Annotated in this window: 18 protein-coding genes; 3 read left to right on the top strand and 15 right to left on the bottom strand. The window is 64.5% G+C overall.

Annotation, left to right across the window (positions count from 1 at the left end; all coding sequences use genetic code 11):
* Positions 1 to 68: 68 nt before the first annotated feature.
* From eno to larC, 4 genes are all read right to left on the bottom strand, one after another.
* Complete coding sequence (gene eno, locus AAAV21_RS02805; protein ID WP_349107302.1) at positions 69 to 1358, bottom strand: phosphopyruvate hydratase; 1290 nt, start codon at positions 1356 to 1358, stop codon at positions 69 to 71.
* A gap of 189 nt (positions 1359 to 1547) precedes the next feature.
* On the bottom strand, positions 1548 to 2408 hold the full coding sequence (gene mazG, locus AAAV21_RS02800) for a nucleoside triphosphate pyrophosphohydrolase (RefSeq protein ID WP_349107300.1): 861 nt from the start codon (positions 2406 to 2408) through the stop codon (positions 1548 to 1550).
* A gap of 2 nt (positions 2409 to 2410) precedes the next feature.
* The gene (gene yfcE, locus AAAV21_RS02795; RefSeq protein WP_349107299.1) at positions 2411 to 2959 is read right to left on the bottom strand and encodes a phosphodiesterase; all 549 of its coding nucleotides are present in this window, start codon (positions 2957 to 2959) and stop codon (positions 2411 to 2413) included.
* Positions 2960 to 3011: 52 nt separating this feature from the next.
* Positions 3012 to 3497: a nickel insertion protein gene (gene larC / locus AAAV21_RS02790; protein ID WP_349107297.1), complete on the bottom strand. Its 486-nt coding sequence runs from the start codon at positions 3495 to 3497 to the stop codon at positions 3012 to 3014.
* Between the two features lie 383 nt (positions 3498 to 3880).
* On the opposite strand from larC, the gene AAAV21_RS02785 reads away from it, so the two are divergent.
* The 3 genes from AAAV21_RS02785 (at position 3881) to AAAV21_RS02775 (ending at position 8898) form a co-directional block, all read left to right on the top strand.
* The gene (locus AAAV21_RS02785) at positions 3881 to 7447 is read left to right on the top strand and encodes an ATP-binding cassette domain-containing protein (RefSeq protein WP_349107295.1); all 3567 of its coding nucleotides are present in this window, start codon (positions 3881 to 3883) and stop codon (positions 7445 to 7447) included.
* Positions 7447 to 7866, top strand: coding sequence for a nitrous oxide-stimulated promoter family protein (locus AAAV21_RS02780; protein WP_349107293.1), 420 nt, complete (start codon positions 7447 to 7449; stop codon positions 7864 to 7866). Before AAAV21_RS02785 ends, AAAV21_RS02780 begins: the two co-directional genes overlap by 1 nt.
* 120 nt (positions 7867 to 7986) lie before the next feature.
* Positions 7987 to 8898, top strand: a complete 912-nt coding sequence (locus tag AAAV21_RS02775; RefSeq protein ID WP_349107291.1) for a PHP domain-containing protein — start codon at positions 7987 to 7989, stop codon at positions 8896 to 8898.
* A 27-nt stretch (positions 8899 to 8925) separates the two neighbouring features.
* Here the strand turns inward: AAAV21_RS02775 and hisE are convergent, their stop codons facing one another.
* From hisE to AAAV21_RS02720, 11 genes are all read right to left on the bottom strand, one after another.
* Positions 8926 to 9243 (bottom strand): phosphoribosyl-ATP diphosphatase, encoded by a 318-nt coding sequence (hisE, locus tag AAAV21_RS02770; RefSeq protein ID WP_117757622.1) that lies wholly within the window; start codon positions 9241 to 9243, stop codon positions 8926 to 8928.
* 15 nt (positions 9244 to 9258) lie between these two features.
* Positions 9259 to 9486 (bottom strand): hypothetical protein, encoded by a 228-nt coding sequence (locus AAAV21_RS02765; protein ID WP_099432266.1) that lies wholly within the window; start codon positions 9484 to 9486, stop codon positions 9259 to 9261.
* Entirely contained in the window at positions 9483 to 9824 is a 342-nt protein-coding gene (gene hisI, locus AAAV21_RS02760) for a phosphoribosyl-AMP cyclohydrolase (RefSeq protein WP_089573591.1), read from the bottom strand. The genes AAAV21_RS02765 and hisI overlap by 4 nt, the downstream gene beginning before the upstream one ends.
* A gap of 147 nt (positions 9825 to 9971) precedes the next feature.
* Positions 9972 to 10754 (bottom strand): imidazole glycerol phosphate synthase subunit HisF, encoded by a 783-nt coding sequence (gene hisF, locus AAAV21_RS02755; RefSeq protein ID WP_117799852.1) that lies wholly within the window; start codon positions 10752 to 10754, stop codon positions 9972 to 9974.
* Positions 10755 to 10757: 3 nt separating this feature from the next.
* Positions 10758 to 11501: a HisA/HisF-related TIM barrel protein gene (locus AAAV21_RS02750; RefSeq protein ID WP_117648476.1), complete on the bottom strand. Its 744-nt coding sequence runs from the start codon at positions 11499 to 11501 to the stop codon at positions 10758 to 10760.
* Positions 11498 to 12199 (bottom strand): imidazole glycerol phosphate synthase subunit HisH, encoded by a 702-nt coding sequence (locus AAAV21_RS02745; RefSeq protein ID WP_118334194.1) that lies wholly within the window; start codon positions 12197 to 12199, stop codon positions 11498 to 11500. Before AAAV21_RS02745 ends, AAAV21_RS02750 begins: the two co-directional genes overlap by 4 nt.
* 79 nt (positions 12200 to 12278) lie before the next feature.
* On the bottom strand, positions 12279 to 12866 hold the full coding sequence (hisB, locus tag AAAV21_RS02740; RefSeq protein ID WP_117757617.1) for an imidazoleglycerol-phosphate dehydratase HisB: 588 nt from the start codon (positions 12864 to 12866) through the stop codon (positions 12279 to 12281).
* Positions 12867 to 13982 carry a histidinol-phosphate transaminase gene (gene hisC, locus AAAV21_RS02735; RefSeq protein WP_349107287.1) on the bottom strand — a complete coding sequence of 372 codons (1116 nt, stop codon included), beginning with the start codon at positions 13980 to 13982 and terminating at the stop codon, positions 12867 to 12869. It lies immediately after the preceding gene.
* Position 13983: 1 nt separating this feature from the next.
* Entirely contained in the window at positions 13984 to 15420 is a 1437-nt protein-coding gene (gene hisD / locus AAAV21_RS02730; RefSeq protein WP_349107285.1) for a histidinol dehydrogenase, read from the bottom strand.
* Positions 15421 to 15525: 105 nt separating this feature from the next.
* Positions 15526 to 17241, bottom strand: a complete 1716-nt coding sequence (hisG, locus tag AAAV21_RS02725) for an ATP phosphoribosyltransferase (RefSeq protein WP_349107283.1) — start codon at positions 17239 to 17241, stop codon at positions 15526 to 15528.
* Between the two features lie 545 nt (positions 17242 to 17786).
* The gene (locus tag AAAV21_RS02720; RefSeq protein WP_349107280.1) at positions 17787 to 20315 is read right to left on the bottom strand and encodes a phosphoketolase family protein; all 2529 of its coding nucleotides are present in this window, start codon (positions 20313 to 20315) and stop codon (positions 17787 to 17789) included.
* Positions 20316 to 20373 lie beyond the last annotated feature (58 nt).

Here is a 20373-nt window from a genome sequence, read left to right as displayed (position 1 = left end):
GAACTCTGTAGCGTCTAGCTGGAGCGGGGCGAAGCCGAGTCCATCCCCTCCCCACCAGGCTCGTCTATCTAGCGAATGTTGTAGAACGCGGCCTTGCCGGCGTAGCGCGCGCTGCCCTCGAGCTCGTCCTCGATGCGGATGAGCTGGTTGTACTTGGCGATACGGTCGCTGCGGCACGGAGCGCCCGACTTGATCTGGCCGGCGTTGATGCCCACGACCAGATCGGCGATCGTGGAATCCTCGGTCTCGCCGGAGCGGTGGCTCACGATGCAAGCGTAACCGGCCTCCTTGGCGGTCTCGATGGCCTCGAGCGACTCGGTGAGCGTACCGATCTGGTTAACCTTGACCAGGATCGCGTTGGCGGCACCCAGCTCGATGCCCTTCTTGAGGCGTTCGGTGTTGGTGACGAACAGGTCGTCGCCCACCAGCTGCACCTTGTTGCCAATGCGACGGGTCAGCTCGACCCAACCGTCCCAGTCCTCCTCGGCCATACCGTCCTCGATGGAGATGATGGGATAGGTGTCGACGAGCTTCTCCCAGTAATCGACCATCTGGGCACTCGTGTACTCCACGCCCTCGCCCTTGAGCTCGTACATGCCGGTCTCGGCGTTGTAGAACTCGGTCGATGCCGGATCCATGGCGTACATGAAGTCGACGCCGGGCTTAAAGCCAGCCTTCTCGACGGCCTTGGTAATGTACTCGAACGGCTCGGCGTTGGTCTTGAGGTTGGGCGCAAAGCCGCCCTCGTCGCCCACGCCGCCGCCCAGGCCGGCCTCGTGCAGCACGCCCTTGAGGGTGTGGTAAACCTCGGCGCACCAACGCAGGCCCTCGGCAAAGCTCGGGGCGCCCACCGGCATGATCATGAACTCCTGGAAGTCGACGTTATTGTCGGCATGCACGCCGCCGTTGAGGATGTTCATCATGGGCGTGGGCAGCAGGTGGGCGTTGACGCCGCCCAGGTACTGATACAGCGACAGGCCCGCCGACTCGGCAGCGGCGCGGGCAACTGCCAGCGACACACCCAGAATGGCGTTGGCGCCGAGATTGGTCTTGTTGGGGGTACCGTCCGCGGCAATCAGCGCGGCATCGACGGCGCGCTGGTCGAAGGCGTCGAGGCCCACGACGGCGTTAGCGCACTCGTTATTGACGTGCTCGACGGCCTGCGAAACGCCCTTGCCCAGGTAGCGGCCCTTGTCGCCGTCGCGCAGCTCGCATGCCTCAAAGGCGCCGGTCGAAGCGCCCGAAGGCACCATTGCGCGGCCGAAGCTGCCGTCCTCGAGCACGACCTCGACCTCGACAGTGGGATTGCCGCGGCTGTCGAGCACCTCGCGACCGTAGACGTCCAAAATATCACTCATGCTGTCTCCCTCTCACTTGGAAACGTAGTGGATGCAAGCGACCGGCTGACCGTGCACCGTCGGTGTGCCTCCGTAAGTTAGCCATGTCGCACTTTTTGCATTATGCCCTAAGTTAGCCGAGGGATACACTTGTTTTTCGAAATAAATAGCGGGAACGATGAGGCGTGTCAGCCCGTCGTTCCCGCAGTCTTACTCCTCCGCCTTTGCGGCATCCCACAGGTCGTTAAGGCCGTGGGTCGAAAGCTCGGCAAGATCCACGTGGGCGTTGGCCGCCATCTGCTCCATCGCAGCCCAGCGGCGGCGGAACTTGGCCGTGCTCGCGCGCAGGGCACTCTCGGCGTCAATCCCCTCTTTGCGCGCAACGTTGACTAGGGCAAAGAGCAGGTCGCCAAACTCCATCTCGCGCTCGGACGAGCCGGGCTCCTCGGCCTCAAACTCGGCACGCTCCTCGGCAACCTCGTCCCACACGTCTTGGACCGTCTCCCACTCAAAGCCCACGGCAGCCGCCTTGCGCGACACCTTCTGAGCCTGCATCAGCGCCGGCAGATGCGTGGGCACGCCGTCGAGCAGACCCTCGGGCGCAGCCTCGCCTGCCGCCACGGCCTTGTCCTTGGCAGCCTTCTCGGCAAGCTTAACCTCGTCCCAGATCTTGAGCACCTCGTCGGAGCTCTCGGCATCCGCATCGCCAAACACGTGCGGATGACGACGGATGAGCTTGGCGTCGATATCGCGTGCCACATCGGCAAGTGTAAACTCGCCGGCGTCCGCCGCAATTTGCGCATGCAGTACCACCCGCATGAGCACGTCGCCCAGCTCCTCGCGCAGATGCGCCACGTCGTCCGCCTCGATGCAATCGAGCGCCTCGTAGGCCTCCTCGATCATGTTCTTGCCAATGCTGCAGTGCGTCTGCTCGCGGTCCCACGGGCAGCCATCGGGCTGACGCAGACGCCAGATGGTCTGCACCAGATGCTGCAGCTCGGCCGACGCGTCGACCAGCGTGGACAGGTCGCGCGAACCCTCGGCATTTTGCTGAGCCATATGCTCGGCCATGGTTAGTCCTCCTCCATGATCACGTGACGGAACGCACCGTCCTCGTAGATACCGTAGCCGTGCGTGCCGTCTTTGGGAATGCTCACGCTGCCGGGATTGAAGAGCCACAGGCCCGGGTGCGTCTCGCTCGCTTCGTTGACCTTGATGTGCGTATGGCCGTAGACGAGCGCGGAGCCCTCGGGCAGCGCGGGCGCGTGGTCGACGCTGTTGTGCATGCCGGCGCCAAAGACGTGGCCGTGCGTCAAGAACAGCTCGCGGCCGGTCTCGTCAAACAGGGTGGCGTAGTCGGCCATGACAGGGAAGTCGAGCACCATCTGGTCGACCTCGGCGTCGCAGTTGCCGCGCACCGCGATGATGCGGTCGGCCAGGGCGTTGAGCAGAGGAATCACGCGCTTGGGGGCGTAATCGCGCGGCAGGTCGTTGCGCGGGCCGTGGTAGAGCAGGTCGCCCAGCAGCACGATGCGGTCGGGCTGCTCGGACTCGATGGCGGCGACCAGGCGCTCGGTCCAGTATGCCGAGCCGTGAATGTCGGAAGCGATGAGGTATTTCATGGGAAGTCCTTTCGGGATGGGGCAAATAGGGTTGGCGCGCCACTCGGCCGTGTTACTCAAATCGCAGTACCGCGCTCTGGGCAGCCTGCATCACGCGCTGGAGCGGCACGTTGTGCACGCGGGCGAGACGGGCGCAGTCCTCGTACTCGGGCGCCGCACGCTCACTGCCGTCGGGCAGGGTGGCCACCTTGACGGCTACCTCGCCCCAAGGCGTCGCCACCTGCTCAAAGCGGCGCGGCAGGCAGACGCGCTCCATAATCTGGCGCCGGATACCGTTGGTCGTGGTTTCCAAAAAGATAATCGTCTGCAGGCGTTCGATATCCTCATGCGAGCAGATCACCTGCAGCTGCCAGCCGGGGCGGCCTTTTTTGCAGTAGAGGGGCAGCCAGTGCACCTCGCGGGCGCCCGCCTCGCGCAGGCGGTCGGCGGTATAGGCGAGTACCTCGGGCGACGCATCGTCGATGTCGCACTCCAGCTTGACGATGGTCTCGGGCGCATCGGTCTCGCGGGACAGCGGAGATGTACTTCCACGTTGCATACGGTCCGGATCCTTTCCGCACGGGCTCGTTTTATTCACCCAAACGCTAGCACATCGGACGTGGCACAGGCGTGACTTTCGTCCGTCGCCGCCCTTGCCCCTATCCAAACATGTACGTCAGCCTCCAAACATGTCATTTTTTGTCGGTTTTGAAGGCTGACGTACACGTTTTGGAGCGGGGTCGCACACGATCAGAATTGCGCCCGCACTCCGTTCACCACAAAGTTCGCCGCACTCAACAATTTTGAACTTTCTACGCAGTTCATCGGCTAAAAATTACCATCGGCATACTTACTCGCTGCACGATGTTACTCTAGTTGCATTTGGCTAACTAAGCGGCTGCCGAGGGCCCCGCCCGGCACCGTTACGGCATAGGAGGTTTCATGTTCGAGAAGCGGCTCTTCTCCCTGGTTCCGCAGGCAACGCCCTACATTATGGCAAGCGTCCTGTTTAAGTGGATCGCGCTCATGGCAAACATCACGGTGATGTGGGTGCTTGCGCGCATCTTGGGCGGCATCGTCACGGACGGCCTTTCCGCCGCGCTCGCCGTCGATGCCCTCGCACAGGCGGCCTTACCGCTCGCCGCCGCCATCATCGTGCGCGCCGCCTCCATCTACCTGGCCCAACGCGCCGGCGACAAGGCCGCATTCGAGGCCGTCCGCCGCGTGCGCTCGCTCGTCTACGATAAGCTCACCGCACTCGGCCCCTCCTACACCGAGACCGTCCCCACCGCCGAGGCCGTCCAGACCAGCGTCGAGGGCGCCACGCAACTCCAGGTGTACTTTGGCGGTTACCTGCCGCAGCTCTTCTTTGCCGGCTTGGCACCCATCACGCTGTTTGTAATGCTCACGGGCCAGGCGGGTCTTCCCGCCGCGCTGCTGCTCGCCTGCGTTCCGGTCATTCCCGTCTCCATCATGATGGTCATGCGCAACGCCAAAAAGATTGGTTCCGAGTACTGGGGCAGCTACGTCGACCTGGGCGGCATGTTCCTGGAGGCCGTGCAGGGTCTCACCACCCTTAAGGTCTACCAGGCCGATCGCAGCTGGCACGAGCGCATCAACGCCGAGTCCGAGCGTTTCCGCACAGCGACCATGCGCCTGCTGGTGATGCAACTGCGCTCCATTTGCGTTATGGACCTGGTCGTCTATATGGGCGCCGCGCTCGGCATTATCGTAGCCGCGCTGCAGCTCGCCACGGGCAAGATCGGCTTTGAGGCTGCCTTCCTCATCGTCTTTCTGTCGCAGGAGTTCTTTTTGCCCATGCGCCGCCTGGGATCGCTGTTCCACACGGCCATGAACGGCATGGCCGCCTCGCGCCGCATGTTTGGCATTTTGGATACGCCCGAGCCCGAGCGCGGCGATGTTGAGCTTGACGGTCGCGGCGATATCGAGCTCGCGGGCGTGAGCTATGCATACGGCGACCGCACGGTGCTGGACAGCGCCAGCGCGACCATTGCGCACGGCTCGCTCGTGGCACTCGTGGGCGAAAGCGGCGGCGGCAAGTCCACGCTCGCGGGGATTATCGCGGGCCGCAAGGGTGCCTACCGTGGCAGCGTTCGCATCGACGGCGTCGAGCTGCGCGATGCCACGGCCGCCTCACTCATGCGCACCGTCACCCTGGTGCCCACCAACGGCTACCTGTTTGCCGGCACCCTGCGCGACAACCTGCTGCTCGCCCAGCCCAACGCCACCGATACCGAGCTCATGGATGCGCTCGACCGCACGCGCGTGGCGGCCTTTGTGCAGGCCAACGGCGGGCTCGACATGATGATTAACGAGGGCGGCACCAACCTTTCGGGCGGCCAGCGCCAGCGCGTGTGCATGGCCCGCGCCCTGCTGCACGACTCGCCGATCTATGTGTTTGACGAGGCTACGAGTAACGTCGATGCCGCAAGCGAGGCCGCGATCGGCGAGGTCATTGCGTCGCTTGCCGGCGAGCACACCGTAATCGTGGTGGCGCATCGCCTGTCGACGATCGTGGACGCCGACCAGATTCTGGTGCTGGAGCGTGGCCGTATTGCCGAGCACGGGACTCACGGCGAGCTCTTGGCCACCGCGGGCGCCTATGCGCGCATGTGGAATAGCCAGGAGCAGCTCTCGGCATATGCGTATGCGGAGGATGATGCCGAGGATGCCGACGCGGCTGAGGCTGTTGACGACAGCGCCGCCTGCACCGATAGCTTCAACGGTGCCGGCTCGTCTTCCGCTGCCGCGGCGCCTGACTCCGGCCGCGCTCGTCGCTCGGCGCCGTCCATCATGTGGCGCATGATGGGGCTCGTCCGACCGCTTGCCGGCTGGCTTATGCTAGCTGTCGTGCTGGGCAGCATTGGTATGTTCACCGCCGCGTTTGTTCCGGCCTTTGGCGCCTTTGGCCTTATGGCCGCGCTGGGCCGTAACGCCTTGGGGCTTGGTCTTATCGCAGCATGCGCGGCCTGCGCCGCCTGCGGCATCGCACGCGGGCCGCTCCACTACGGCGAGCAGCTCTGCAACCATTACATCGCATTCCGTCTGCTCGCACACATTCGCGACCTGGTGTTTGGCGCCCTGCGCCAGCTCGCCCCCGCCAAGCTCGAGGGCCGCGGCAAGGGCGAGCTCGTGAGCCTGGTCACCTCGGATATCGAGCTGCTCGAAGTCTTCTACGCGCACACCATCTCGCCCATTGCCATCGCTCTGGTCTGCACCGTTGTGTTTGAGGGCTTTTTGCTGGCTGTAAGCCCCGAGCTCGCGGGCATCGCGCTCGTGGCCTACGCGGTCCTGGGCGTGCTGCTGCCCCTGACCTCGGCCAAGGCATGCGGCACCACCGGCCGCCAGAGCCGCGAGGGCGCCGGTAAGCTGGGTGCCTTTGTGCTCGACAGTCTGCGCGGCGCATCCGAGACTATCCAGTTTGCCGGTGGCGCCGATCGCAGCCGTGCCCTGGGCAAGCTGACCGAGCAAGTCGGCGCCGTGGACGCGCGCCTCAAGCGCCGCCAAGCGGCCAGTGAGGCCGTAGCCGATGCGCTTATTCTTGCGGCCAATCTGGTGATGCTCGGACGTGCGCTGCAGCTGGTGGCTGCGGGAACGATTGACTTTGCCGCAGCGTTTGTCGCCGTCTTTACCTTTGTGTCGTCGTTTGGCTCGGTGATGGCCGTGAGCCGCCTGGGCGCCTCACTGCAGGAGACGCTCGCCTCGGGCGCACGCGTGCTCGATTTGCTCGACGAGCAGCCCCAGTGCGCCGAGGTCGCCGACGGACAGGACGTTGAGTTTGCCGGCGCCGCAGCCGAGCATGTGAGCTTTAGCTATGCGGGCGGCGTGGACGCGGTCGGTGCCGACGCCACAGAGCAGGCCGCGAACGACCCCGCTTCGAGTCTCATCCTCGACGACGTGACCTGCGCCTTTGCGCCCGGTACCATGACCTGTATCATGGGGCGCTCGGGCTCGGGCAAGTCGACGCTGCTTAAGCTGCTCATGCGCTTTTGGGACCCCGCAGCCGGCACCATCACGGTGAGCGGCGTCGATGCCCGCCACATCAACACGGCGAGCCTGCGCAGTCACGAGGCCTATATGACCCAGGACACACATCTGTTCTGCGGCACCGTACGCGAGAACCTGCTGGTCGCGCGTTCCGATGCATCCGATGCCGAGCTGCTCGATGCCTGCCGTTCCGCTTCGCTTACCGCCCTCATCGACCGCCTGCCGCAGGGTCTCGACACCCCGGTTGCCGAGCTGGGCGACTCGCTCTCGGGCGGCGAGCGCCAGCGCATCGGCCTTGCGCGCATTTTCCTCAACGACGCGCCTTTCATCTTGCTCGACGAGCCCACCAGCGCACTCGACGCTCTCAACGAGGCAGCCGTAATGCAGGCCGTTGACGAGCTCAAGCGCCGCGGCAAGACCATCGTGCTCGTAAGCCACCGTGCCAGCACCTGCGCCTTTGCCGATTGCTCGCTTTCGGTCGAGCACGGGAGGCTGAGCTAATGGCACGCCCGATCGACACACCGGAGCTGGCACGCAAACGTGGGCGCGAGGTCCAAATGGTGTCGCAGATGATTGCGCTGTGGTGTCGTGGGCATCATGGCGGCGGGCATGCGATCGAGCAGGCTGGCGACGATGAGCCCGTGCGCGTGAAGCTCGGCCTTCGGACCATTACGCTCTGCCCCGAATGCGCCGAGCTGCAGAAATACGCCATCACGCGCATTGAGCACTGCCCGCACATGGGCACCAAGACATTTTGCTCGGCCTGTCCTTCGCATTGTTACCGGCCTGCCATGCGCGAGAAGATCCGCGAGGTCATGCGCTGGTCGGGACCGCGTATGATCCGCTATCGCCCCATCACCGCCGTGAGACACGCGATGGTAACAGTGCAGGCCAAACGCGCGGCGGCACGAAACAAGTAGTCGCCGGCGCCGGCACGCGCCGCGCAGCCTTTCCAATCGATTTCGAGCTCCGGCGTGCACGGCGTGTTGAGAGCTGCACCATTACAATGGAGCGAATTCGCCAAATGCAAAGGAGTCGCCATGCCCGCATGCCCGCTGGTCGATTGCCACACCCATACCTCGTTTTCGGACGGCCATGCCTCGTTTGAGGACAACGTCCGCGCTGCTGCCGCCGCCGGCTGCCGCGTCATGGTCTCGACCGATCACCTCACCCTGCCCGCCAGCATGGACGCCAACTGCGAGGTGCAGGTTGTCGAGAGCGACCTGCCGACGCATCGTCTGGCCTTTGAGGACGCCCGCAGGCTTGCCGCGCAAATCGCGCCGGAGCTCGAGCTTATCTATGGCTTTGAATGCGATTGGTACGAGGGCTGCGAACCCTTGGTAGAGCGCTGGTCCCAGAGCGCCGTGGTGCGCTTGGGCAGCGTGCACTGGATTGGCAACCCGGGAGATATTGCGGCAGGCGCCGCGGGCATGGCGGGAACGGAAAACGTCGCTCGCCCCGATACACCCGATTCGCCCTGCGGCTGGATCGACGACGACACCAACCTGCACGTCTGGGAAAACTTAGGCGTGCGCGGCGTGTGGGAGCGCTACGTCGACGACTGGTGCCGTGCTTGCGAAAGCTCACTCAACTTTGACGTGATGGCCCATCCCGACCTGGTCATGCGCTTTTCGAAGGACGGCTTTGCACCCGACTTTGATCCCGCGCCGTTTTGGGAGCAGATGGCCGAATGCGCCCACGATACGGGTCGCCGCGTTGAGGTCTCGACGGCTGCACCGCGCAAGGGCCTTGACGACTACTATCCCGCAACCGGCCTTTTGCGCTGTTTTGCCCATGCCGAGGTGCCCATTACCTTTGGCTCAGACGCGCACCGCGCCTGCGATATTTGTTGGAACATCCGCGAGGCCCAGGCCCACGCCTACGACTGCGGCTACCGGGCCTTCGATATCCCCCACCCCACCGGCGAATGGGAATCCACGCCCCTCGCCTAACTGGTCGTTTTAGAACGTCCCCAATGACTAGTGGCGGCGGGCGTTGAGTTCGCCGGCCAGTTCGTCGAGGGTGATGCCATAACGCTCAAGGGTTACGAGCAGGTGGTAGACCAGGTCGCCGGCCTCGTAGCGGATGTGGTCGTGATCGTTATCCTTGCAGGCCATGATGACCTCGCTCGCCTCCTCGGCAAGCTTCTTGAGCAGCTCGTCCTCGACGTCGGTCAGCAGACGGGCGGTATAGCTCTCCTCCGGCGACGCATCGCGACGACCGTGAATCACCTCGGCCAGTCCCGTCAGCGTCTCACCGATGTTTCCCGGCTGCACGTTAGCTGTTCTGACTCCCATGGTTATTTCCTCTCGTTACTGCAGCGTAAAGTAAGTACCGGTCTCATCGAACCGAGGCTTTGCGCCCTTTTTCTCAAAGAACTCAACGATGACGGCATGAGCCTCATCGAGCCTTTCCTTCTCGGCCTCGAGCCAAAGCGACTGCGCCCCGCAGGCATCAGTCAGGTGCACGCGGCATGGCACGCCCGCGCGGAGCAGCTCGGTGTTGCAGTCGGCGACCTCGAACGGCGTCACGACTTTCATCGCACTCCCCCTTCCACGCGCTTAAAGAAGCAGGTACGGTTGCCGGTATGGCAGGCCGGACCCGGAGAATCGACCTTGACCAGTAGCGTATCGCTATCGCAGTCGGCCCAGAGCTCCTTGACCTCCTGCATGTTGCCACTCGTCGCGCCCTTGTTCCAGAGCTCCTGACGGCTGCGACTCCAAAACCACGTGGTCCCGGTCTTGAGCGTCAGCCCCACCGATTCCTCGTTCATCCAAGCAACCATAAGCACCTCACCGGTGTCATGCTGCTGAACCACGCAAGGAATCAGCCCGCGGGCGTCGTATTTAAGCTCGGTAGCATTTATTACCTCAGTCATCATTTCTCCCAAGTAACAAACGAAATCCCACAGGTCGGCGAGGGTTGTCCAGGTGCCGCAGGTTGCCGCGAAAGAGGAGCGACGCGTACTTTGGTACGCGAGCGACGGTTTGAGCGGCAAGATGCGGTGCCTGGGCAAGCCGCAGCACTAGAAGTCCAGCCTCACAGGGATGCCTTGGCTGGCCATATACTCCTTCACCTGGCGAATGCTGAAAGTTCCAAAGTGAAAGACGCTGGCCGCCAGCACGGCATCGGCCTCGCCCTCGATCACGCCCTCGGCAAAATGCTCGAGCGTGCCCACGCCGCCGCTTGCGATCACCGGGATCGGCACCGCGCGCGCCACGGCGCGGGTGAGTGCCAGGTCGAAGCCAGCCTTGGTGCCGTCGCGATCCATGCTGGTGAGCAAGATCTCACCGGCGCCGCGACGAGCCGCTTCCTCGGCCCACGCCACCGCATCGATACCCGTGGCGTTGCGACCGCCCGCCGTGAAGACCTCCCACTTGTCGGCATCCGGCTGACCGGGCAGGCCCACGCGCTTGGCATCAATCGCCACGACCACGGCCTGGCTGCCAAACGCCGCGGCGGCCTGGCTGATCAACGACGGATCGCGCACGGCGGCAGAGTTAAGCGACACCTTGTCGGCACCGGCGGCAACCATGGTTCGCATGCCCGCCAAGTCGCGGAAACCGCCGCCCACGGTATAGGGAATAGCGAGCTCCTCGGCCGCGTGCGCCGCCATCTCGATGGTCGTCGCGCGGTTGTCGCTCGTCGCGGTAATGTCCAGGAAGACGACCTCGTCTGCACCCTCGCGGTCGTAGGCGCGCGCCAGCTCCACCGGGTCGCCAGCATCGCGCAGGCTCACAAAGTTGACGCCCTTGACCACGCGGCCGTCCTTAACATCCAGACAGGGAATCACGCGTTTGGCAAGCATGGGCTACTCCTTCCCTCGGGCGGCGGCCAACGCCTGGGCCAGCGTAAAGTTGCCCTCGTAGAGCGCACGACCGGTAATGGCACCCTCGATGGCATCCTCGCCCACCGCGGCCAGTGCGCGGATATCGTCGAGCGTCGAGATGCCGCCCGAAGCCACGACGGGAAAGCCCGCGACCTCGGCCACATGGCGATACGCCGCCACGTCGATGCCCGTCTGCATGCCATCGCGCGCGATGTCGGTATACACCAGATGCTTAAAGCCCAGCTCGGTGAGCTGCGCCACGGCGTCGTCGAGCGCCACACCCGCGCCGTCGCGCCAACCATTCACCTTGACCTGGCCGTCACGGGCGGCAATGTCTGCCACCAGTAACTCGCCAAAGCCTTGCGCCGCCACCTCGGCAAATCCCGGCTCGGTCACGAGCACCGTGCCTAGCGCGATGCGACGCGCGCCGTAGCCGGCCAGCTCGTCGATGCGCGCGAGCGAACGAACGCCGCCGCCCACGTCCGCGGACAGACCGTCGACGCCGCAGATGGCCTTAATCGCTGCCAAGTTGGCAGCGCACGCGTCCTCGTCCTCGCCAAAGGCAGCGGACAGGTCGACGACGTGCACCCAGCTCGCGCCCTGCTCGGCAAAGGAGCGGGCAACGGCCACGGGGTCGTCAGAATACACCTTACAGCGGCTCCGGTCGCCGCGCTCCAGGCGCACGACCTTGCCGCCGATCAAATCGATTGCGGGAAACAGAATCATCGGCCGGCCCCCTCGACGATGCTCACGAAGTTCTTAAGGATGCGCTGACCCAGCGCAGAGGATTTCTCGGGATGGAACTGGCAGCCCCACACGTTGCCGTGGCGCACGATGCACGGGAAGCTCCGTGTATAGTGCGTGCGCGCCAACACATCGGCGGCATCGACGTCGTCGGCCACCGCGTAGCTGTGAGTGAAATACATGTTGGCGCCCTCGGCAAAACCGGCAAGCAACGGATCGGCCGCACCGGCGGGCGTCATGCGCACCTGGTCCCAGCCCACGTGCGGGACCTTCAGACGGCTCGACTCCAGGTGCGTGCACGAGCCACGCATGATGCCCAGGCCATCGACCCAGGGACCACCGGCCTGCTCGGAGGCATCGTCGTCCGCGTCCGCGTCCTCGTTCGCAGGCACGCCCTCGTTGCCGCGCTCAAAAAACAGCTGAAGGCCCAGGCAGATGCCGAGCAGCGGAGTTCCGGCGGCAACGGCATCGAGCACGGCCACCTCCTCGCCGCTCTGACGCATAAAGGCGATCGCGTCATAGAACGCACCCACGCCCGGGATGACCAGGCCGTCGGCGTTGCGGATCTGCTCCGGATCGTCCGACGTGCAGGCGGCAGCACCGGCGCGCGCAAGCCCGCGCACGACGCTCGACAAGTTGCCCTTGTGGTAGTCGACCACCACGATCTTCGGTTCGCCCACGCGACCCCTCCACTTCTCATCATCCAAAACCACCACAAAGAGGACAGGCATCTTCGTGGTGGTTTTACCCTTGTGACGGTTACAGCGAGCCCTTGGTGCTGGGGATACCCTGCACGCGGGGATCGAGTTCGCAGGCGCGGCGCATCGTGCGGCCCACGGCCTTAAAGGCGGCCTCGATAATGTGGTGCGAATTGCCGCCCGCCAGCTCGCGCACGTGCAGCGTGAGCTTGGCATCGCGCGCAAAGGCATAGAAGAACTCGACGGCCAGCTCGGTATCAAAGCTGCCCACGCGCTCAGTCGGCACGGGCAGCTCGCAATAGGCCTGCCCGCGACCCGAGATATCCACGGCGGCCATCACGAGTGTCTCGTCCATGGCGATCGCCGCGTCGGCAAAGCGCGTAATACCCGCCTTGTCGCCCAGCGCCTGGCAAAACGCCTCGCCCAGCACAATGCCCGTGTCCTCAACGGTGTGGTGCGCGTCGACCTCGACGTCGCCCACCGCATGCACCGTCAGATCGAACAGGCCATGGCGGCCAAAAGCGTTGAGCATGTGGTCGAAAAACGGCACGCCGGTCGAGATATCGCACACGCCAGATCCGTCCAGGTCGAGCTTTACGACAATGTCGGTCTCGCCCGTCTTGCGGGTTACCTCGGCATAGCGGTCCATCTACATCTCCTCCTTCACCAGCGCGGCAAACGCGGCCAGCACCTCGTCGTTTTCCTGCGGCGTACCCACAGTGATGCGCAGACAGTCCGCAAGCCCCGGCGCGTAGCTAAAGTCGCGCACCAAAATCGAATACTCGTCGCGCAGACGCTCGCGCACGCGCGTGGCATGCGGCGTGCGCACGAGCACAAAGTTCGCCGCGCTCGGCCATGCCTCCACGGGCATGCCATCGGCAGCCATTGCGCGCAGGGCGCACAGCTCGCGCTCGCGCTCGGATGCGATCTGTGCCACCACGGGCGTGTAGGCATCACGGGCACGCACGCAGGCAAGTGCTGCCGCCTGGCTCAGCACGTTAACTGAATAGATCTGGCGAATCGCCGCGAACACGTCGACGACCTCGGGTGCCGCAATCACATAGCCCAGACGCGTGCCGGCGGCGCCAAACGCCTTGGACAGCGTATGTAGAATCACCAGGTTGGGATGCTCGGCGATAAGGCCTTGCGCCGTGGTGGCCGCGCCAAACGAATCGTCGGCAAACTCCACGTAGGCCTCGTCAACCATTACCATGCCGGGGCACGCATCGCACAGCGCCGCGACAAAGTCGAGCGGTGCCACGTCACCCGTGGGGTTGTTGGGCGAGGTCACGATTGCCAGGTTACACTCGGGTGCCGCCGCAAGCACGGCGGCCTGGTCGAGCTCAAAGGTCGCGGGGTCGCGCCACACGTCGCGCACCTCGGTCTGGCAGAGCGACGCAAAGAACGCATACTCGCTAAAGCACGGCGGGCAGTTGAGCAGGGTCCGTCCCGCGCCGCCAAACGCCAACAGGTAGTTATAGAGCAGCTCGTCGCCGCCGTTGCCCACGCAGACATTCTCGCGCGCCACACCATGCCAAGCGGCAAGCTCGTCGCGCAGATCGTTGGACATGGGATCGGGATAGCGGTTGAGCGGCGTGGCAGCCAGGGCGGCGTCGACCGCCTCGCGCACGCCAGCCGGCACGGGATAGGTGTTCTCGTTGGCCGAAAGGTTGATGCGCGTGGGCGTAAAGCTGGGATCGTAGGGCTCAATACCGGCCAGGTAAGGCTGGACGAGCTCCTTCATGCGAGGCGTGAGTTCGGCCATATTAGGCCTCCCCGCCGGTTACGCCAGCGCCATCTGCGCCTGCAGCCGCCAGGTCCACGCCCTCGGCAACCGTCGCCACGGCGTCGCCCGGCCAGGCAACCTTGGTCAGGTCGGCCGCGGCGAGCGACTCGGCGCTCACGGCGGCCTCGCCCTGCTCCAACACGCGGCGACGCAGTGCGGCCGAAAGCGCGTGCGCCCACAGGCCCTCGGCCTCGGCCAGACGCTGCGTAGCGGGAGCGTCGGAGAGCAGGCCCTCGGGCGTATAGCATATAACGCTCGAGCGCTTAACGAACTCTTCGACCGAAAGCGGGTTGGAGAACATGGCCGTGCCGCCGGTCGGCAACGTGTGGTTGGGACCGGCAACGTAATCGCCGAGCGGCTCGGAGCTCCAAGCGCCCACAAAGATGGCGCCGGCGTTGCGAATGCCGCCGAGCAGGCCCATCGCATCCTTGCAGTGCAGCTCAAGGTGCTCGGGCGCCACGGTGTTCACGGCCTCGACGGCGGCCGCCATGTCGGCGGCCACCACGATGGCGCCTTCGTTATCGAGCGAAGCGCACGTAATCTCGGCACGCGGGGACTGCGCTACCAGAATGTCGATACCCGCCTCGACCTCACGCGCAAACTGCTCGTCGCAGGTCACCAGATAGCAGGCCGCCAGCGGATCGTGCTCGGCCTGAGCCATCAGGTCGGCCGCGACCACCATAGGCTTGGCCGTGGCATCGGCCAGCACGCAGACCTCGGAGGGACCGGCGACCATGTCGATACCCACGTCACCCGAGACAATCTGCTTGGCAGCAGCAACAAAGGCGTTGCCCGGGCCGGTGATTTTGTCGACGCGCGGAATGGTCTCGGTACCGTACGCCAGCGCGGCCACGGCCTGGGCGCCGCCCACCATATAGATTTCGTCCACGCCGCCGAGCTTGGCCGCCGCGAGCGTATACGGGCTAATCAGTCCATCCTTTTGCGGCGGGGTCACCATGACCACGCGCTCAACGCCGGCAACCTTGGCGGGAATGGCGTTCATAAGCACGGTGGAAGGGTACTGCGCGCGACCGCCCGGCACGTAGATGCCGGCCGCAGCAAGCGGGGTCACCTTAACGCCGAGCATCGTGCCGTCCGGGCGCGTGGTAAACCAGCTCTGCTCGACCTCGCGCTGGTGGAACTCGCGAATCTGGCGCGCAGCCTTTTCGAGCGCGGCGACAAAGGCCGGATCGAGGCCTTCGAGCGCGGCATCGATCTGCTCCTGCGGAAGACGGAAGCTCTGCAGCTCAACACCGTCAAAACGCTGGCAGTAATCGCGCACCGCAGCATCGCCGTTGGCACGCACGTTGGCCACGATATCGCGAGCGGCGTCGACGATGTTTTGCGGCAGCACGCCCTTACGGTTGAGCTGGTTGGTAACGAGGCGCTCACCGGGAGCAAGCTTGATGGTCTTCATTTCGGTATCCCCTATCGGTCGAGGTTGTGTTCGAAAAACGAGAGACCGGGCGGCGGCGCCAGTCGGCCCGCCGCCCGGACGTTGGGGCGCCCGTGCGTGCTCGCGCTATTGTGCCGAGCCCGCAACGGGCTCAAAATGCTTGTCCTTCACGGCTGCCGCCAAGCGATCTGCCAGATTGCGTACGCGCGGATCCAGACGTGCGGCACCCGGATTGACAAAGAAGCGGGCCGTGCAGTCCATAATGCGACCAGTAATAACGAGGTCGTTATCGCGCAGCGTGGCGCCCGTGGCGGTAATATCCACGATGCGATCGGTCATGCCGACGATGGGACCCAGCTCAATGTTACCGTGCAGCGAGACGATATCGGCGTTCACACCGCGCTCGGCATACCAGGCGCTCGCGATGCGCGGATACTTGGTGGCCACGCGAAGCGACCCGCGGCGGGCATAGTTGCGCTCGGCCTGGCCGGCGCGCCACGCGGGCTCCGCCTCAATGAAAGTGCACAGGCCGTAGCCCAGATCGACCAGCTGCAGCAGGTTGAGGTCGGCCTCGATAAGCGAGTCCCAACCGCAGATGCCGCAATCGGCACCGCCGCAGCCCACAAAGGCGGGCGCATCGCTGGGGCGCACGATGACAAACTCGATATCTCCGACCGCGCCCTCACCGGCACGCGTGTCGCGGCCGCGCACGATTAGGTGACGGCCCGGATCGCGCAACTCAGAGACGTCCAGGCCCGCGGCTTCGAGCACGTCGAGCGTATCGGCCTTGAGCGAGCCCTTGGGCACGGCGATGCGCAGCGGGCCCTCGGCGCCACGGCCCGCGGCGTGATCGCCATCGGAAGCAGCGTCCTCGGCCGAGGTGTGCGCAGCCTCCAGACGCTCGAGCGAAAAGGCGAAACCCGCCGCCGGTACCTCGATGCCGTCGCCAAATGCGCCGGTAAAGATGGAGTCGTAGCGTCCACCCGAACCGACCGGATCGGGCAAGCCACCGGCATAGGCCTTAAAGACCAGACCCGTGTAGTAATCGAACGAGTTCATGATGGAGAAGTCGAACGACAGCACCTGGGCGTCCTCGGGAGCCAGGCCCTCGACCAGGGCGCGCAGCTCGCGCGTGAGCGGCGCGACAATGCCCGCCGCCGCCAGAAGCACATCGACGCGGTCGAGTACCTCGGCGCCGCCGTGCAAGCGCGGCAGCTCGCTAATGGCAACCTTGACGGCATCGGACTCGGCGCTTGCCGCCACGCGGGCATCGAGGCCCACAAAGTCGTTGGCGTGCACGCAGCGCAGGGCCTCGGCAGCCAGCTCGCGATCCTCGCACGCCGCGAGCAGCTCCTTAAACGGACGCACGCTACCTGCGATAATGCGCGCAGCGGGCAGCGCCAGCTTGCGCACCGCCTCGGCCACGAGCGAGACAATCTCGACATCGCCCGCGGTGTCGCCCGCACCGATAAGCTCAAAGCCCAGCTGCGTAAACTGGCGCGAGCCACCGGCATTGCGCTGGCACTCGCGAACCACCGGCGCCTCGTAACGCAGGCGCAAGGGCAGGTCGGCCGCGCGCATGCGGGTCGAGACCAGACGCACGATCGGCAATGTGTTGTCGGGACGGACCACCAGCAGACGGCCATCATCGTCAAAAAGCTTAAACGGCGTGTCCGCGATGCGGCCGCCTTCCTCGAGTGAACCCTTGTCCTCGAGCAGCGGCGTTTCGACCGGAAGGTAATGATGCTCCCTGAAGCAGCCCTTCACCGTATATGCGATCTCCTCGCGCGCCTGAGCCTCCTCGGGCAATATGTCCCGGAACCCCCACGGTGTGGCCGTCATCTGGTGAGCCTCCTCATGCTGTGTTTCATATAGAGCAGAAGACCGGCATAGCTCCGCCGGTCTTCTGGGTACTTTAGCATACTAGAGTGCTTGCGGGGAAAATCGTCTCTCTCGGCTCACGGCGTATTCATTTGGAAACATTGGAGCAGATTGCCCGCAGCCCGCTTCTACAGCGAAGGGCATCGACAGTCCATCCGAAAAAACGTCCGAGCTCCCGCTCGCTCAGCGGAAGAGTTTACAGACGAGGGCCGGGGAGGCGTGCTTTGTTTTGAGAAGTGGGCTCCGCGAACTTCTCAAAACAAAGCACGCCTCCCCGGCCCCGGCAATGTAATTTTGGCTGACCAAAGGAAAATGCGCAGCCCCAAGGCCGCAACGGCAAAGTCCCCATTACATTAAAAAAATATCAGCCCCCGCATATCGAAACGGTCGAGAGGGCCTTGCCCGGCGGGGTGGCTTTGTCTGGGGAAGTTCGCGAAGCCCACTTCCCCGGACAAAGTCTCCCCGCCCGGAGGCGGCCCCAGCGCGAGATCGTCCCGGATGCCTACCTACTCGTTGTCGCCTGCGGTCATTTGCGTTGCGGAGAGCGCGCCGTCGGCAGCGGTTGCGGCTGCGGCGTCGGGCCAGACCCAGTCGGTGAAGGCCGGGTGATCGTAGCCCTCATCGCACGCGAACTCGAAGGCCTCGGTGCGGAATGCCTCCCACTTATCAATCTGCTCGGCAAACTTATCGGCGTCGACCATGCGCAGCACGTCGGCGGCCAGTGCCCAGCGGTCCATGTTGTTCAGGCGCAGCATGTCGAACGGCGTTGTCGTGGAGCCTTTCTCCTCGTAGCCGTGGACGCGGAAGGCATCGTGGCCGGGGCGGTTCCAGATCAGGCGGCGAATCGTGCCGGCATAGGCGTGGAACGCGAAGAAGACGGGCTTCTCGCCGCAGCCGAACAGCTCAGCCCAGCGCTCGTCGCTGAGAGCCTGGTCGTTCTCGCAGACGTTCTGGATCTTGAGCAGGTCGACCACGTTGACGAACCATACCTTGATGCCCAGCTCGCGCAGCATGTCGGTTGCAGCCAGAGCCTCAAGCGTCGGCACGTCACCGCAGGTGGCGACCACGACGTCGGCCTCGGCGAGCGAATCGGCGGTCGATGCCCACTCCCAGGTCGCAACGCCCTCGGCGAGCTCCGCCTTGGCCTCGTCGACCGTCTGGAAGGTCGGAGCAGGCTGCTTGCCGCAGAAGATGGCGTTGACGCAGTCAGTGGACTGGTAGACGCGCTCGGCCACGGCGAGAGCCATGTTGGCGTCGGCCGGATAGTAGGCGTTTACGATGTGCGTGTCGTTGGCCTTGTTGAGCAGCAGGTCGATAAAGCCGGGGTCCTGATGCGAGAAGCCGTTGTGGTCCTGACGCCAGACGTGGCTCGACAGCAAAATGTTAAGGCCGCTGATGGGGGCACGCCACGGAATCTCGCGCTTGGTAGCCTCGAGCCACTTGCAGTGCTGGTTGACCATGGAGTCGACCACATGGACAAAGCTCTCGTAGGAGCTCCACACGCCGGAACGGCCAGTGAGCACGTAGGCCTCGAGGAAGCCCTCGCATTGGTGCTCGGACAGCTGCTCGACGACCTTACCGGAGCCTGCCAGCAGCTCGTCGTTGGCCTCGTCCTCGTAGAAGCCGGCGTCCCACTGCTTCTTGGTCACCTTGTAGGCAGCCTGCAGGCGGTTGGACGCGGTCTCGTCGGGACCGAAGATGCGGAAGTCATCCATGTTCTTGGCCAGAACGTCGGCAGTGTACTCACCAAAGACGCGGGCGGCCTCGGTGGAGCCCCAGCCATGACCCTTAGTTGCGACGGGGACCTCGTGGGCATGAATATCGGGCAGCTCGAGCTCGCGACGCACCTTACCGCCGTTCGCGTTGGGGTTGGCGCCGATGCGCAGCTCGCCGGTCGGCATAAAGGCCGTCACCTCGGGGCGCACCTGGCCCTCGGGCGTAAAGAGCTCCTCGGGCTTGTAGGAACGCAGCCACTCGCGCAGCACGCGGAAGTGCTCGTGGGTGTCCTTGGCACTCGCCAGCGGCACCTGATGCGCGCGCCAGGAGTCCTCGGTCTTCTTGCCGTCGATCTGCTTGGGGCAGGTCCAGCCCTTGGGCGTGCGGAACACAATCATGGGGTAGGCCGGGCGGACCACGGTCTCGCCTGCGGCGGCCTGGGCCTGCGCGGTTGCCTTGATGTCACAGATCTCATCGAAGACCTGCTCAAACAGGGCAGCGAAACGCGCATGAATGCTTGCGTGGCTCTCGTCGTCAAAGCCGGCGACAAAGAAGTGCGGCTTATAGCCCATGCCCTCAAAGAACTTGGTAAGCTCTTCGTCGGACACGCGGGCGAGGATGGTGGGGTTGGCGATCTTGTAGCCGTTGAGGTGCAGGATCGGCAAAACGATACCGTCGGTTGCCGGGTTCACGAGCTTGTTGGATTGCCAAGAGGTCGCGAGCGGGCCGGTCTCGGACTCGCCGTCGCCCACCACGGCCACGGCCAACAGGCTCGGGTTGTCCATGACGGCACCGTAAGCGTGGCTGAGCGTGTAGCCGAGCTCGCCGCCCTCGTGGATGGAACCGGGCGTCTCGGGCGCAAAGTGGCTCGGGATGCCGCCGGGATAAGAGAACTGGCGGAAGAACTTCTGCAGGCCTGCCTCGTCATTGGTGATGTCGGGGCGAATCTCGCGGTAGGTGCCGTCGAGCAGCGACTGAGCAGTACCGGCGGGGCCACCGTGACCAGGGCCCATCAAGAAGATAGCATTCTGGTTGTGGTCGGCGATCAGTCGATTGACGTGACCGAACAGGAAGTTGATGCCGGGCGTGGTGCCCCAGTGGCCAACCAGGCGGTGCTTAACGTCCGGACGACCGAAGTCGCGCACCTCACCGGTTTTCTCGTCGACAAAGTCGGAGCGCATTAGCGGGTTAGAGCGAAGGTAGATCTGACCGACGGACAGATAGTTCGATGCGCGCCAATACAGGTCGACGCCCTCGAGCTCGGAAGCCGGCACCTCGTGGCCCAGCTTTTGCCACGGCGTCCCCAGTGTTTTAGCCATTGTTTATGTCCCTTCGCTGTGCGGTCACCCTCCAATACGGCAACCTTTCGTTGGGACC

The sequence above is a fragment of the Collinsella sp. CLA-AA-H302 genome, from assembly GCF_040093305.1.
Taxonomy (GTDB): domain Bacteria; phylum Actinomycetota; class Coriobacteriia; order Coriobacteriales; family Coriobacteriaceae; genus Collinsella.
Note: the sequence above shows the minus strand (reverse complement) of the source record. Positions and strands in the feature narration are given on the sequence as shown.

Excerpts from the sequence above, each read along its gene's own strand:
- hisF (WP_117799852.1), bottom strand. The coding sequence starts at position 10,754 with ATGCTTGCCAAACGCGTGATTCCCTGTCTGGATGTTAAGGACGGCCGC.
- AAAV21_RS02775 (WP_349107291.1), top strand. The coding sequence starts at position 7,987 with ATGCCCGCATGCCCGCTGGTCGATTGCCACACCCATACCTCGTTTTCG.
- AAAV21_RS02720 (WP_349107280.1), bottom strand. The coding sequence starts at position 20,315 with ATGGCTAAAACACTGGGGACGCCGTGGCAAAAGCTGGGCCACGAGGTG.
- mazG (WP_349107300.1), bottom strand. The coding sequence starts at position 2,408 with ATGGCCGAGCATATGGCTCAGCAAAATGCCGAGGGTTCGCGCGACCTG.
- hisI (WP_089573591.1), bottom strand. The coding sequence starts at position 9,824 with ATGACTGAGGTAATAAATGCTACCGAGCTTAAATACGACGCCCGCGGG.
- hisG (WP_349107283.1), bottom strand. The coding sequence starts at position 17,241 with ATGACGGCCACACCGTGGGGGTTCCGGGACATATTGCCCGAGGAGGCT.
- larC (WP_349107297.1), bottom strand. The coding sequence starts at position 3,497 with ATGCAACGTGGAAGTACATCTCCGCTGTCCCGCGAGACCGATGCGCCC.
- hisD (WP_349107285.1), bottom strand. The coding sequence starts at position 15,420 with ATGAAGACCATCAAGCTTGCTCCCGGTGAGCGCCTCGTTACCAACCAG.
- eno (WP_349107302.1), bottom strand. The coding sequence starts at position 1,358 with ATGAGTGATATTTTGGACGTCTACGGTCGCGAGGTGCTCGACAGCCGC.
- AAAV21_RS02765 (WP_099432266.1), bottom strand. The coding sequence starts at position 9,486 with ATGAAAGTCGTGACGCCGTTCGAGGTCGCCGACTGCAACACCGAGCTG.
- AAAV21_RS02780 (WP_349107293.1), top strand. The coding sequence starts at position 7,447 with ATGGCACGCCCGATCGACACACCGGAGCTGGCACGCAAACGTGGGCGC.
- hisE (WP_117757622.1), bottom strand. The coding sequence starts at position 9,243 with ATGGGAGTCAGAACAGCTAACGTGCAGCCGGGAAACATCGGTGAGACG.
- AAAV21_RS02785 (WP_349107295.1), top strand. The coding sequence starts at position 3,881 with ATGTTCGAGAAGCGGCTCTTCTCCCTGGTTCCGCAGGCAACGCCCTAC.
- yfcE (WP_349107299.1), bottom strand. The coding sequence starts at position 2,959 with ATGAAATACCTCATCGCTTCCGACATTCACGGCTCGGCATACTGGACC.
- AAAV21_RS02750 (WP_117648476.1), bottom strand. The coding sequence starts at position 11,501 with ATGATTCTGTTTCCCGCAATCGATTTGATCGGCGGCAAGGTCGTGCGC.
- hisB (WP_117757617.1), bottom strand. The coding sequence starts at position 12,866 with ATGGACCGCTATGCCGAGGTAACCCGCAAGACGGGCGAGACCGACATT.
- hisC (WP_349107287.1), bottom strand. The coding sequence starts at position 13,982 with ATGGCCGAACTCACGCCTCGCATGAAGGAGCTCGTCCAGCCTTACCTG.